Annotated in this window: 12 protein-coding genes; 6 read left to right on the plus strand and 6 right to left on the minus strand. The window is 47.1% G+C overall.

The features are described 5' to 3' along the window. Nucleotides 1–77: 77 nt before the first annotated feature. Entirely contained in the window at nt 78–887 is an 810-nt protein-coding gene (locus tag MKY87_RS19895) for a helix-turn-helix domain-containing protein (RefSeq protein ID WP_340965819.1), read from the plus strand. Nucleotides 888–889: 2 nt separating this feature from the next. Here MKY87_RS19895 and MKY87_RS19900 read toward each other — a convergent pair whose 3' ends face one another. Both MKY87_RS19900 and MKY87_RS19905 read right to left on the minus strand, forming a co-directional pair. Continuing rightward, complete coding sequence (locus tag MKY87_RS19900; protein ID WP_340965821.1) at nt 890–1,093, minus strand: hypothetical protein; 204 nt, start codon at nt 1,091–1,093, stop codon at nt 890–892. Continuing rightward, a complete protein-coding gene (locus MKY87_RS19905; RefSeq protein WP_340965822.1) occupies nt 1,094–2,257 on the minus strand; it encodes a glycoside hydrolase family 27 protein in 1,164 nt (387 codons plus the stop codon). Between the two features lie 515 nt (nt 2,258–2,772). Between MKY87_RS19905 and MKY87_RS19910 the strand changes: the two genes are divergently transcribed. Further along, entirely contained in the window at nt 2,773–3,480 is a 708-nt protein-coding gene (locus MKY87_RS19910) for a DNA alkylation repair protein (protein WP_340965823.1), read from the plus strand. 219 nt (nt 3,481–3,699) lie between these two features. Here MKY87_RS19910 and MKY87_RS30760 read toward each other — a convergent pair whose 3' ends face one another. Together MKY87_RS30760 and MKY87_RS19915 are read right to left on the minus strand one after the other, a co-directional pair. Next, nucleotides 3,700–3,780 (minus strand): putative holin-like toxin, encoded by an 81-nt coding sequence (locus MKY87_RS30760; protein ID WP_370739116.1) that lies wholly within the window; start codon nt 3,778–3,780, stop codon nt 3,700–3,702. 278 nt (nt 3,781–4,058) lie between these two features. Continuing rightward, a complete protein-coding gene (locus tag MKY87_RS19915) occupies nt 4,059–4,634 on the minus strand; it encodes a TetR/AcrR family transcriptional regulator (RefSeq protein ID WP_340910356.1) in 576 nt (191 codons plus the stop codon). A 391-nt stretch (nt 4,635–5,025) separates the two neighbouring features. Here MKY87_RS19915 and lpdA point away from each other — a divergent pair, with 391 nt between their 5' ends. The 4 genes from lpdA (at nt 5,026) to MKY87_RS19935 (ending at nt 9,795) form a co-directional block, all read left to right on the plus strand. Next, nucleotides 5,026–6,417: a dihydrolipoyl dehydrogenase gene (gene lpdA, locus MKY87_RS19920; protein WP_340965824.1), complete on the plus strand. Its 1,392-nt coding sequence runs from the start codon at nt 5,026–5,028 to the stop codon at nt 6,415–6,417. Nucleotides 6,418–6,459: 42 nt separating this feature from the next. Next, nucleotides 6,460–7,092 (plus strand): HlyD family efflux transporter periplasmic adaptor subunit, encoded by a 633-nt coding sequence (locus MKY87_RS19925; protein WP_340910350.1) that lies wholly within the window; start codon nt 6,460–6,462, stop codon nt 7,090–7,092. Then, the gene (locus MKY87_RS19930; RefSeq protein WP_340965825.1) at nt 7,076–8,248 is read left to right on the plus strand and encodes an ABC transporter permease; all 1,173 of its coding nucleotides are present in this window, start codon (nt 7,076–7,078) and stop codon (nt 8,246–8,248) included. The genes MKY87_RS19925 and MKY87_RS19930 overlap by 17 nt, the downstream gene beginning before the upstream one ends. A 362-nt stretch (nt 8,249–8,610) precedes the next feature. Next, the gene (locus MKY87_RS19935) at nt 8,611–9,795 is read left to right on the plus strand and encodes a DUF4317 domain-containing protein (RefSeq protein WP_091038856.1); all 1,185 of its coding nucleotides are present in this window, start codon (nt 8,611–8,613) and stop codon (nt 9,793–9,795) included. Nucleotides 9,796–9,905: 110 nt separating this feature from the next. On the opposite strand, the gene MKY87_RS19940 is transcribed toward MKY87_RS19935, so the two are convergent. Further along, nucleotides 9,906–11,024, minus strand: coding sequence for a response regulator (locus MKY87_RS19940; RefSeq protein WP_340965827.1), 1,119 nt, complete (start codon nt 11,022–11,024; stop codon nt 9,906–9,908). Beyond that, nucleotides 10,999–14,151, minus strand: a complete 3,153-nt coding sequence (locus MKY87_RS19945; RefSeq protein WP_340965829.1) for an ATP-binding protein — start codon at nt 14,149–14,151, stop codon at nt 10,999–11,001. Before MKY87_RS19945 ends, MKY87_RS19940 begins: the two co-directional genes overlap by 26 nt. Nucleotides 14,152–14,278: the final 127 nt, after the last annotated feature.

Below are 14,278 nucleotides of genomic sequence, written 5' to 3' on the forward strand. Positions count from 1 at the left end.
CATTCTCCTCTCTGGATTTAGCTTGTAAGCGTTACCGAACATCTGATCAACGTGGCAATAGAAAGGGGGAATCAAGGTTGAATCCGATTTGGCATGAGAGCAGTAGAGCCAGTAATTTGTATTTTATCAGCGGTGGTCACAAGCCGGCCAACGCTCACCAATGGGGGCCAGGCGTGCGTGACGTTTATGCGCTGCACTATATTATCCGCGGTCAAGGGACGCTGGAGACGGGCGGCCGCGTTTTTCGGCTAGTTACGGGGGAAAGCTTTATCATATTTCCGCAAAAGGAGATTTACTATTATCCAGACCCGCAAGATCCATGGGAGTACGTCTGGGTGGAGTTTAGCGGTGAGGACGCCGGGCGGTTGCTGGGGCTGACGCAGCTTTCAGAGGTACAACCCGTGGTGTCGGTCTCGCCGGAGACACTGCAGCCTTTTTTCCATCTTGCCTGGAACGCCGGTGCATCATCCTATGAATTACTGCGGGCGGATGCCCGTTTGCGTCTGCTGCTTTCCTACTATATGGAACATTATCCGAAAGAGCCGCAGGTGGACACCAAGGATTATGTCTGGCTGGCGAAAAAGTACATCGAGCAGAACTACTGGAAGCCGACATTGACCGTCACGGAGATCGTAAAGGCAGTTAATCTGGAGCGCAGTTATTTGTTTCGTCTGTTTAAGGCAACAACCGGCAAGTCTGTTTTGGAGTATATTACATCCTGCCGAATCGGGCGCGCCTGTGAACTGCTGAAGACGTCGGGTCTACCGATTCAATCGGTAGCCTATTCTGTCGGCTACAATGATCCGTTATATTTTTCCAAAGTATTCAAGAAAGCAACTTCACACACGCCAACATCGTACATGATGCTGCATCGGACGAAGGCATAACGTTAACGGAACAGGGCGCAGTTCCCGGACTCTCGAAAATAACGGATCAGCTTCTCAATAGGCTCGCGTCCACAGTTCAGCTTAACTCCTATACAATCGATGCACAGAAATTGCTGGGCAGAGCGCGAGATCAATTTGAGGTAGATGCCCACATCATCTGAAGAGAGCGGAACCTGACACCAGGTGCACAGGCGATGTTGAGCCATCTATTTCACCAGTTTGGCACGCACAATTAAACAATCATGTGCTGCGACAACGGGAGCGAAGCGTTCGCGGAATACGCCAAGCTCTTTATGTTCCCAGCAGTCATACAGGGACAGCGCATAACCGGCAGCGTAAGGCAGACCCATATCCCAAAATTGCAAAGACAATTCCCGCTGGCTGTCGCTCAGGTTGAAGAAACCAATAGCTAGATCACCATCTGTGAGTACCTTCACCAGCATAAATACATCGTCTGTGTGAAACCATTGAGGCTCTGGTTTAATGCGGTAAGCTCCGCGCGCTTCTACATCCTGATTGATGGCAAGCAGGTCCGGATTCAGGAGAATATCTTTGGTGATCTGGTTAGCCTTGCGCACGTCACATCCGATCATTAATGGGGAACCCATCATGGACCAGAGTGAGAAGTGGGTTTTATATTCGATGTCGTTGCATCCACCGATGCTGCCAATATAATCATTGTTGCTTCCACCGTACATACCAACGATTAGCATATCCATGTCGTTATGACAGAAGGAGCCGGTGTAGCTTTGTTTGCCCAATTGAGACAAGGCAAGTTCCTTCACTGAATCCCAATTGTCACGGATATCGCCGGTAGAGCGGTACATATGAGCCCCCGATTCCCGAATCCAATCGTATACGTCGTCAGCTCCCCAGTTGCAGGCGGAGAACAGGATATCGCGTCCGCAGTTTTTGAGCGCAAGGCTCATCCGTTTGTACAGTAGCTCTCCTGAGATATGACGCGGCTTGAAGCAGTAATCATACTTCAAATAATCAACGCCCCATTCGGCAAAAAGGGCAGCATCCTGGAATTCATGCTCAAAGCTGCCTGGATACCCGGCACATGTATGCGTACCCACGCATGAATACATTCCGAACTTTAGTCCTTTGCTATGGATATAATCGGAAAGCGCTCTCATTCCGCTCGGGAATTTCTCCGGGTCAGCCACCAGATTGCCGCTCGCATCACGTTCCTTCAGGCTCCAGCAATCATCAATGACAATGTACTCGTAACCAGCGGCCAGATAACCTTCCGACACAAACACATCAGCGACATCCCGAATTAATTGTTCGTTAATATCCCACGTAAAGGTATTCCACGAATTCCAGCCCAGGGCAGGGGCAAAGCCTAACACTTGATTGTTGCTCATGCTCACGCATCCTTCCTCATCTCGGTTTTGTTAACAATACTAAACTGAACATAAACGATGAGCGACGTTTCCTGCCATAGCTTAACGTTGCTTGGATATGGACATATGTTGCTCTGCTGTGCTGGGAGAATTAGCTCTTCCAATCAGGCTCTCAGCAGGTATTCAGAAGTTGCCGGTAGAAGCATAAGAAAGGAAAAATGTCTGTCTGCGAAGAAGTTATATCTATCTTTTCAGGGATCTGTGCGAAACAATGGTATAGATGTTATGATCGGTGATAATGCTCGAACAGGATGTCAGAGCAACAGGGAAATCTGAATAGTATTCAGTTCTTTCAGGAAAAATACCCCAGTGGGGAATCCCTCATACGAATGGTAACAATCCCGCCGGGACGATTATGCATATGGCAGAAGGGTTCCAATTGGTTAATGTGCGATTTTCCATCGGTTTTTTGTTAAACATAAGTGTCCGTTTGATATGATCAGATATAAAATTTATAGGATAGGGAGTGTTGCCAAATGAATCTAGGTGAAGTGATGCAAGAGTTAGAGGCGCTGGGCAAAGAACGAACGAAAAAAATCTATATTTCCAATGGTGCGCATGAACCGCTATTTGGCGTGGCAACCGGAGCGATGAAACCAATGGCAAAGCGGATCAAAAAGGATCAACCTTTGGCAGAGCAACTATATGCGACGGGGAATTATGATGCGATGTACTTTGCAGGCGTGATAGCCGATCCTCAAGCGATGACAGAAGCTGATTTTGACCGTTGGATCGATGCTGCTTATTTTTACATGATCTCTGACTTCATCGTTGCCGTCACGTTGGCGGAGACGGATATTGCTCAAGCAGTTTCGGATAAGTGGATCGCGAGCGGAGATGAGCTGAAAATGTCAGCAGGATGGAGCTGTTACTGCTGGTTGCTCGGTAGTCGAAAGGATGCTGAATTTTCGGAGAATAAACTGATGGAGATGCTGGAACAGGTGAAAAAGACGATTCACGAATCTCCGGAACGAACGAAATATTCGATGAACAACTTCCTGTATACCGTTGCAACATCCTATCAACCGTTGCACGATCAGGCAGTGGAGATAGCCAAGGCTGTGGGACCTGTCGAAGTGAACAAGGACATGCCCAAGAGCAAGCTGCTGAATGCCTCTGAGAATATCCAAAAGGCAGTGGATAAAGGGCGGACGGGGTTCAAGCGTAAATATGTAAGATGCTGAAATTTTTGCCGTATCGTCAGTTTTAACATACGGAACATATGGTTATCTTGGGATTGAAATCCACAATCTCCGTGTTATAATGAGGACAGAAACAGCTTATAATGCAAAGAGAGCCGTGCGCTAACACGACTCTCTGATGCAATAGCCGCTTTTAAGGGCGGTGGGCTTAACAAGCAGGGTACCGACTAAATAGACCGCATCCCTTAGCCAGAGGGCGGTCTATTTGTCTTTATTGGACAGCAGCGCTACAATCAGCAAACCGAAGGTAAGCATTAGCATAATCGCTTCAAATACTGTCACAAGGCATCACCTCCCTTCCGGGAGATTAGCCGACCGCCCATATAAGCCTTTCCATTGCTCTGTGAGTATACCATATTTTTCTTGGAGCTAATAGATGAACAATAATTCGTTTTTATAAAAGTTTGGGAATGTTAATGACCTCGTACTTTATATGCGATAAGAGCGTTACGGTGGCTAGTATGGAATTTATTAAGTTGTAAACAGATAAGAGAAAACACGCCATTTATAGGCGTGTTTTTTGTTGATAGGTAGATAATCAGCATATAGCAACATCAAGGCTACATATCGTTCCTTTTAACCATTTCTTTGGCTTGCTGCCTGCCCGCTGAGAGAAAGCTGTCGCTAAGCTCAGGATCACTAACAGAGCGTGCAAGTACAAGCGAGCCAACCATTGTACTGAACAGTGCACGACCGCTGGACACATCGATCTCAGCCAGATTGGAGATAAAAGAGATCATCCGCTCCAATTCATGGGTGAACACCTGCCGAACCTCTTCTGACGAACGGGATATTTCGCTGGAAAGGGCGGGGAAAATACAGCTCATTTCCGTTTGGTCGCGGTGATACGGACTCAAATAATAATCGATTACTTTATTAATTTTGGAATTCTGCTCTTCCTGATCAGCCACGTTCTGTAGAAGTGTAATGGTATCACTAATGGCATATTCACAGGCTTCGGCTACCAATTGTTCCTTGTTGTCAAAGTGTGAATAGAACCCTCCGTGAGTTAATCCAGCTCCCTTCATAATAAACGGGACACTCACCTCCTGGATACCATTGGTGCGAAAAGCTCGAGCCGCACTCTCAACAATCTTACCTCGTACTTTTATTTTATGTCCTTTGGGATAGGGCATGATCATTCACTCCATAATTTCATCATTCTATAGAAATTGAACTAAAGAATATTTACACCTTCCACTCCGATGACAGAACAACCTTCTGATCGCTGTTATCCCCAGATTTTTGTGATTCCCTTTTCCAAAAGGGAAAATCCGGTGATAAAGGCGAGCGCTTCGCTTCCTCAGGTTATTTCTGTCCTCTCCGTTCTCGTGTAAATTTATAGTTCAATTTCTATACTTTCAAAATATTATAGTCATCATAATAAAGCCTGTCAATTTGGTAACTGGATGTCTGTTCATTTTCAAAAGGGCCAAATACGATTGTTGACGGTCTTAAAATATGATGGTTATAATATATTACGATCATCATATTTTAAATTGACTTCAAATCGGGAGGTATCAGAATATGGGCAAGCTTGAATCTGTGGATACGTTAGTTATTGGATCAGGTCCAGGGGGATATGTGGCGGCGCTTCGTTCTTCGCAGTTGGGGATGAAGACGGCGATTGTTGAACGTAAACAGCTTGGCGGGGTCTGTACACATGTGGGTTGCATACCATCCAAAGCCTTAATTGCGGAATCGCATCGTTATGATTGGTTCAGACAGTTTAATCAAGCTGACGCGGCAGCGACATTTAAAAATGCTCAGGATTTTAAACAGGGGGTTGTGAATAAACAGGCAGGTGGTGTCCAATATTTGTTAAAGACTGCGGGTGTGACCATTCTTGAAGGCGAGGCTAGTCTGTTGGATGAGCACACAGCGATGATCCGGCAAACTGGACAGGAGCAAAGCATTTCTTTTAAAAATCTCATACTGGCAACGGGGTCTCGTCCAATTGAATTTCCAGTATTTCCAGTTGGAGGTCGTATCTTATCTTCCACTGAAGCATTAACTCTACAGGAGGTTCCGAGTAGTCTGATTGTGATCGGCGGAGGTTATATTGGGGTGGAGCTTGGACAGACGTATGCCAAATTCGGAACAAAGGTAACGATTCTTGAGGGTGGCGCACAAGTGTTGCCCGGATTCGAGGCGGAACTTGCAGCCCCTGTAGTCAAACAATTGAAGGCGGATGACATCAACATCGTAACCGGAGCGATTGCTGAAAAGGTGGAGCAGAATGCGGATTCCATTACACTGCATTATTCGAAAAACAAGGAGCAGCAACAAGTTACGGCAGAATATGTATTGGTCACGATCGGAAGGAAACCCAATACAGACGGACCGTTAGGATTGGAACGCATAGGTTTGCCCGTAACGAACAAAGGACTGGTTGAGACGGATGAACAGTGCAGAACGGTTATCCCGCACATTTATGCCATTGGAGATATTACAGCCGGTCCGGCACTTGCCCACAAGGCATCCTATGAAGCCAAAGTAGCCGCAGAAGCCATTGCGGGTCTTACCTCCAAAGTGGATTACAAGGTGATTCCGCTTGTCGTGTTTTCTGATCCGGAGATATCCAGTGTTGGGGTAAATGAGACGGAAGCCAAAGCACAGGCCATTCCGGTGGTTATTGGGAAATCTTCTTTCGGAATCAACGGAAGAGCGTTGGCGTTAAGGGAAACCGAAGGTTTTGTGAAAATAGTGGCTGACCCGACATCAGGAATTGTCATTGGCGCGCAAATCGTTGGCGTGGAGGCATCTACACTGATATCGGAGCTCGCACTCGCCATTGAGATGGGGGCAACCGTGGAAGATCTGGCCATGACGATTCATCCTCATCCGACTTTGGGAGAAGTGATCATGGAGGCAGCCGAGAACGCAGTCACCAAAATGAAAAAGCAAAATAGTCAGTAAATTTAACCATACACGAGGACTGGGAATGGGAGAGATAAAAAGATGAAGTTAAAAGCAGGTTTGTATATCGGGATTGCGATGGTGTTTATTATTGGAGGTTCACTTCTTGCGGTTAAAGGGAAGGATGCTGTTAGTCAGGCCGAGAGCCGGAAACAAGGCATACTTGAGGCAGAGCAAACGACTTTAATTTATCAGAATAGCCCCGGAGCAATTGCAGAGGTTGGTGCGTCTGCAGGTGACTCCGTGAAAGAGGGAGAAGTACTTTTCAAAGTGAAATCAGCCGGGGAGGGAGATGTGGATGTACTCGCACCGTATGACGGGTTGGTTGACCGAGTTGCTGTAAAGCAGGGAGATCAAGTTCAAGCAGGAGTCCCGCTGGCAGTTGTACAAAAGAATACGTATTACACCGACCTTTACATACAGGAAAGTGAAATTCAACAGCTTGAAGTGAATCAAAGCATTGATGTTCATTTCCCGTATGTGGATCAGCCAACGCAGGTGAAGGGGAGCGTTACTTCCATCTCAACTGCTCCTCAGTTTGCAACCTTGCGGATGTCTCGTGAAAAAGGGCAAGCGGATTTAAGTATGTTTTTGGTCCGAATTTCGATGGATTCAAATACCGATTTGCTTCCGGGGATGACGGCAGAGGTGAAACTTGATGAAATCACTGATTGACGAGTGGAAGTACGTCGTAGGCAGTAAGTATATACGACTAATTTTTATTGGGCCAATGATTGCAGCCTTATTTTTCGGCTTAATGTTCTCGCAGAATCAACTCAGTAAATCACCAGTTGTGGTCATTGATGAGGATCATAGCGAATATTCACGACAATTGATCTCCAAAATAAATGCGTCTCAATACATGAGCGTCAAAAGCGTATATGCAAGCCGAATGAGCCCAGAAACTTTACTTGCTAACGAGCAGGCTGTAGCGGTCATTATGCTTCCCAATCAGTTGGGATTGCGTCAACAACAAGGGAAATCGACGAATATCGGCATATTGATGGATAACACGATGCCCTCGGGGTTAACCGGTATTCGCACTGCGATTCAGGAAATCATCCAGACAGAAAATATGACCCTATCCATTACACGTCTGGTCCAAAAAGGGATGGATGCCGAGACAGCTAAAGGAATCGTATCACCGTTATCCCTTCAGCAGCGGATGCTGTTTAATCCAACCTCCAGTTATGTCGGTTTTATGGTGCTTGGATTTGTGAATATCGTAGTATTGATGATTACAACAAGTGCAGCGGGCTCAATTGTACCCCGGCTTCGTCAGGAAGGGAGACTGTTTGCCAACGGAAGGTCACCTTTTCAGCTATGGGTTCGGAGTGTACCTTACACTGTGTTGAGTTCCCTTTCGCTGCTTCTATCCTATGGATTGTTAAAGCAGGTGGGGGGAATGCGATTTGAAGCAGAGCCTTATCTTTTCATCATTCCATTGGTTGTTTATGCTTTTGCCTTGTCACTCATGGGTATACTGATCGGATACACTGCCAAATACATGTCGAAAGTAAGCCTACGAACCAGCTTTGTATTGTATCCCTCCTTTTTGGCTACGGGAATTCAATTAACACCGCTGGCGTTTCCAGAACCGTTCCAAATGTTCGCATGGGCATTACCGATGAACTGGCTTAACCGTCTAATTCGTGGAATGGCGTTTCGGGACGGGGCACTGACTGCCTACAGTCAGGAATTGGGGGCACTGCTGATTATTATTGGCGGAGTGTCCTTGTTCGTGGGATTACTGTTTCTGCGGGAAACAAGGAAAGTTTCTTCCAGCAGAGCACCCCTGTTGAATACGGATATATTGCCGAGCAGTAATTAATTATTTAAGAATCGTTAAACAACGAAAAAAGACGCACGGGAGTCATTCCTGTTGCGTCTTTCTTTTATTATTACTGCAGATGATATTTAACGATAAAGATCCTTTTATATAAGTTCAATTAAACATTTACAAGATAACGGAGAGGACAGAAATAATCTGAAGAAGCGAAGCGTTCGCCTTTATCCTCGGATTTTACCATATAAAAAAGAAATCAAAAAAATCAGGGGATAACAGCGATCGGAAGGTTGTTCTGTCATCGGAGTACCAGTGGAAATATTCTTTAGTTGAACTTATATAGCGAAGGTTTTTTATATCGTTTATACTTGTAAGGCCAATTTACTTGAGGAGTTGTCTAACGAATCATGAATAAAAAAGAAGTCGCGCATATACGAAAGCAGTTTAAACTCGATCACGATCTACTGAATATTTACGATATTCTCAACGTGTATATTACGAAGGAAACCAATGAGGTCTATCACTGGGAGCGTCACCCGTTCGAACTGGTGGACAGAGAGAAGCAGGAGCTGTACATGGGCAATTTCAAAAAATTGCTGACAGGTGATTTGGATCAGAAGTTATTCGAATTGAAGTTCCAGGAAGCGGCGGAGGATCCAGCACAGGTATTGCTTCACCAGGCTCTGGTAACAGGTGATCCGGATGAATGGCAGGATCTGATGCTGCTGCTCGTGGATCGGATGTTGGTGGATACGAAGTTTGAGCGAGATATGGTAGCTACGTTCGTGCGTGGACAGTATTATCTCCCGACCAAAGCTAGAAACGAAGCCACGGAAGAGAGTGAGAAGAATGAGGTGTTCGCCCATCCGTTCATTCTGTGCAGCGTGAATTCCACGGAGAAGCAGCGGAAAACACTCTTGTTTGATTACGTGGAGAGAGAATTCAAATATAACATTATTGTCGATCCGATTATCAAATTAAGCACGCCAGAGCAAGGGTTCCTGTATCCTAGCGTAACGGACAACTACTCCGATGTGAATCGTGTACTCTATTGCACAGGGAAATCCAATTTCCCGGACCCGCATTTTGTTGAAAATGTATTGAATGGAGAAAGATCCGTAACCGCACTGGAAGAACGGGCGATCTTCGAAGATATCGTGAAGGAAGTGGCGGGTGAACAGCTCGATTCAGCGACCATTGCACATGTATATGAGGAGATTAACCGAGTCATCGAGATTAACGAAGAGTCCCATGAGGAAGAACCTCCGAAGCTGGATTACAAAGATCTGGAACGTGTACTGACCGCAAGTGGTATAGAGGATCTGACAACGGAGAAAGTAGAACGTGCCTTCGAAACGATCGTTGATAACAAGAACTATGAGATGAAGGCGACAAGTGTTATGCCGAAGTTTACGTCCAAGTCCATTAAGATTGAGACCAAGGTTGCTACGATTTCGGTTAGCCCGCAAGACTTGAGATATGTGAAACAGGTGAACTATCAAGGCAGACGTTGCATCATGATTGAAGTGGACGAAGATGTTGTGATTGAAGGATTTACGCTTAATACCGAAAAACTTATAAATGAGGATTGATTGTAGACCATGATGAAGTAAAATCATCGGACAAGTACGAATGAACGTCCATCTATTGCAAAAAGCCCATCCTGAGGCATTATCGCCAAGGCATGGGCTTTTTTGCTTTTTCATGACTGCCGCAGTAGTTGTTTGATATCCGCTGCCGGACTGGAGCCAAGCTCCTCTTTGAGCAATTCCTCCAGCACCAGATACTGTCGCTGCGCTTCGGTTCTTCGTCCAAGCGACAGATACAAGAGGATGATCTCGCGATGAATATCTTCCCGAATCGAATCAATCTGGAGGATCCGTTCAAAATAATACAGCGCCCGTAACGGCTCGCCTGCCTTCGCGTGATAGTGGGCAGCAGTTTCCATAGTCATGATGAAATCCAGTTCCAGCTGTCTGGACCACGCGAAAGCCCACTCATAATGCCTTCCTTTCAGAAGTTCACCCGTATACAACGTGTCCATCCGCTCGAAGAGCTCGGGGCGATGTGCCGATGCCTGACGCATCTGCCGGAACAAAGTCTCGAACTCGTACAGATCACAGTTGATCGCTTCCCGGTCGATACGGATGCCATTTCGGTCCTTGAGAATAATTGGCACGTCACTGTTGTCCCCGATGGCACGTCGTACGTAGTACAGTGTTGAATTGATGTTCGTCCAGGCCTTCTGCGGACTGAGGTCCTTCCACAACGTATCGGCTAATGCATCGCGGGTAGTCGATTTGGTATACAGCAAGAATGCCAGCAATTCTTCCGTCTTGGGCGTTCTAAGTTTGATGGGATTGTCTGCTCCGGCACCGCCAAACACGGTGAATTCACCGAACAGGCGAACGTTCAGCTTGGGTGCAGGAATCGTCGATTCGGCAGGAGCGACGGACTTGTGAAGCTTTTCCTGTAACCGCTTGATGCTGCGGTTCAGTCGCTCTGCGGTGACAGGCTTGATGACGTAATCGATCACCTCTTTGTCGAAAGCCTGCACCGCATACTCCTCATAACCGGTCACCAGCACGATGGGGAGCGAAGGTTGATGTTTACGCAATTCACCAATGAGTTGCATACCCGAGATGCGAGGCATCGTAATGTCCAGAAATGCCGCATCGAAGCTATTCTCTGCTGCATATTCACAGGCTTCCTCCGGGTCATGAAACGCACGAGATACCTCAACTTCTCCGCTTTCTGTCAAAATGCGATTCAGTCGCTTCAGCGACAAATCTTCATCATCCACGATGATGACTTTCATCATGTTTCATACCCCCGTTCCCATCTGTGCTTAGACGTTGATTTGGAAGATCAAATGTAATCCGCGTTCCCTCGCCGTCCAGACTTTCCATCTGAAGGTGTCTGCCATACAGCAGGTTCAACCGACTGGAGATATTCCATAGTCCAACGCCGTTACTGCCGTCCGTGGATTGCCGAATCTCATCCATCCGTTGCTTGGTTATGCCAATTCCGTTGTCCTCGATGGTGAAGCGTGTTTCTGTATCATTCAGATTGCGGATAGACAACATGACGCGACCACCGCGAATACTGGACATCAGCCCATGCCGAATCGCGTTTTCAATCAGGGGCTGTAACGTGAGCGGAGGAATGTCCATGTTCCGGTTCACATCCGCATCCACATCGATAATGACCTCCAACCTTGAGCCAAAGCGGGCTTGCTCAATCGCTACGTATGCCTCGATCATCTCCAGTTCGTTCATCAGGCTAGTCTTTGAGTCCAGATGTTTAAAGTGCACACTCCGCCGTAAGTAACTCGATAATTGCAAAATCAATTGTTCTGCCCGATTCGGCGCATCCACGCACAATTCGGCAATAGCGTTCAGAGCGTTATATAGAAAGTGCGGGTTCATCTGAGACCGCAAAAAAGATATTTCCGCATCTCGCGCAGCTTGCACGGATGTTTTCATCCGAGTCAAACCGCCGATCCGTGCCAGCAGTTCCTCCGATTCGAACGGCTTTGATACGAAATCATTGGCGCCTTTTTCCAAGGCCAGCTTCAATTGATTAGCTTTATTACTCGCCGTCAGCATGAGTACAGGCAACTCGGAAGGAGAGAAGCGCTCCCTGATTCGTTCCAGCAATTCGTAACCCGACATGTCCGGCATCATGATGTCGGCAATGACCAGATGTACAGCTGGGAGCTGGTCGAGCAGTTCCAGTACAGAAGGGGAACGTGCGGTTACCGCATAACTGTACCCTTCCAGCTTCAAGAGATTCACGATTGTCTGCAAATTAGCCGAGTCATCATCCACAACGATGATCCATTCGTTGAGATGCCCTTCCACAATCGTTGGTTCTTCGAACCTTAGTAGCTGATTACCATGACTTGTAGGAGCTATGGTAAGTGGCATGGCGTTAGATCGTTTCTCTCCTTTGCCATCTGCGAGAGGAAAGGTCAAGATGAACGTGGCCCCCTTACCGGGTGCCGATTCCGCATGAATAGTTCCTCCATGCAGTTCGACCAACTTGCGCGTAATGCTTAGTCCAAGACCGGTGCCTCCAGCAACGGCTGGACCGGTATCTGCTTCCTGCTCGAATGGCAGGAAGATGTGCTCCAGCTTGTCCTTGCCGATACCACGACCCGTATCCACAATGCGTATTTCCGCTTTGCCTTGCACGACCGCAGCTTGGATGCTTACCGTGCCACGTTCCGTGAATTTAACTGCATTACCGATCAGATTATGCAAAATTTGAATCAGTCGATTGCCGTCTGCATAGATCGGCGGGAAATGTGCCGGGATGCGGTTGATAAGCTCCACCTTTTTCGCGCCAAGCAGGAAGGAGTGCATCCGCAAGACCGATTCGACAAACGAGTACAGATCGGTCGAAGACCGGTGGAGCGGGATGTCGCCATGTTTCATTTTCGAATAATCCAGCAATTCATCCACCAGATAGGTTAATCGTCGGCCGCTTCCTGTCACGATCGCCAGATTGTGCGCCTGTTCGTCGGTAAGCGGGCCCTCGGCGCCTTTGAGCAGGCTTTCACTGATATTTACAATCGCGTTCAGCGGTGTTTTGAGCTCATGCGAAGTATTGGACAGGAAGTCGTCCTTCACCTTGTCCAGCAAGAGCAACTGATCTTTGAGAGTGCGGACCGTACGATAAGCCTCGAAGAACCGAAGCACCGCTAGAAACAGCATCAGGATGCTGAACAGGACGATGGAAGCCTGCCCGATATTCATATTTTCCTTGAGTGAGATCGAGAAGAGATTAATGTCCAGACAGTACAGCACGATGCTTAAGAGAGCCGCATACCACAAGAAAGTAGAGAGCCGTTCGCCCTTCTCACTGGTCAGAAACTGTGATGCGCATTGATACAGCAACCACAATAGCAGCAACGTGTACATAACGACGACGTAAGGCGCAGCAAGCCCATAGACGGAAATAGGCAGAAGCGCGACCATGCATAAATAAGCTCCGAAAATGATCAGGATCACCGTTGTGAGCATACCGGACAGGATGCCTGTTTTGAATCGGTAGAAGTAAAAGGTCAACAGACCCAGACATGCGACAGAGCAGAAATCTTTTAATTTATAGAGCGTGCTAAAGGGAATTTCCGTGCCCGCCATGGATAACACACGTTCGCTTATCATGCCGTTATAGAGTGCATATAACAGACAGATTAGACCAATCAGCAGTAGGGAATCGTCCCTGTTTCGGTAGAGTGCAGACCCCACGTAACTGACGAGGAATATGATCGAAATGGTAGCCAGTACAGCGAGCGTGCCGAATTCGATAGCTGTGTTGAATTGATGTTTTTTCAGCATGGCTGCTTGTTCGCCGAAAAATAGTGGACCCGGAATACCAGAGTCCGTGTAATCGTAATTAGCCACCCGAATCAAAATCTCAATGTCACCGCCATGATAGGGGAAAAAGCCAATCTGGGGGGAGTTGCCTGGTCGGTAACCTGCTGATTTTGCCACAGCATGCCCGTCTTCCAGCAGCTTGTTGCCATTGATGTAGATCTCGCTGGCAAAACGAATGTTCATTTTTTTGATTGCCAGCGTTCCTTCAACAGGTGCGTTACGTAGCACCAGTCGATACGTGGCGAAGCCGTGGGTTGGCAGTCGTTCGCCATCCACTTTAAGTCGATTCCAGGAGCCGGGAACGGTTGCGTAGGTGTCGGGTGCTTTCGCTGGACTAGCCTGATTCGATGTGGCAGATTCGTCAGGAAGCAATCGCTCCCAGTAAAATTCCCACTCCCCGTCCAACTTGATCCGCTCGTCTTGTTCAGGATTCCAGGCCGAGAGGTCCAGAACACCTTGACGGGCATGAAGCGCAGCAGATTGTGGTTCTCTGATCGTTGACAGCAGCAGTACGGTAATAGCGAGTACAACAGTCAGGACAACGCCTGAAATTTTTAATAACACGAAATGCTGCTCCTTTAGAGATTGTTCAATCCTTTGGTAGCTTCGGACAAAATCTCTTGTATTCTATCGGCATTGTAGCGAATATCTCTGGGGGGCGCAATCACATTTCGACATTTTTTTCTGTTTA

This window comes from Paenibacillus sp. FSL R7-0198, assembly GCF_038000415.1.
In the GTDB taxonomy this organism is placed as follows: Bacteria; Bacillota; Bacilli; order Paenibacillales; family Paenibacillaceae; genus Paenibacillus.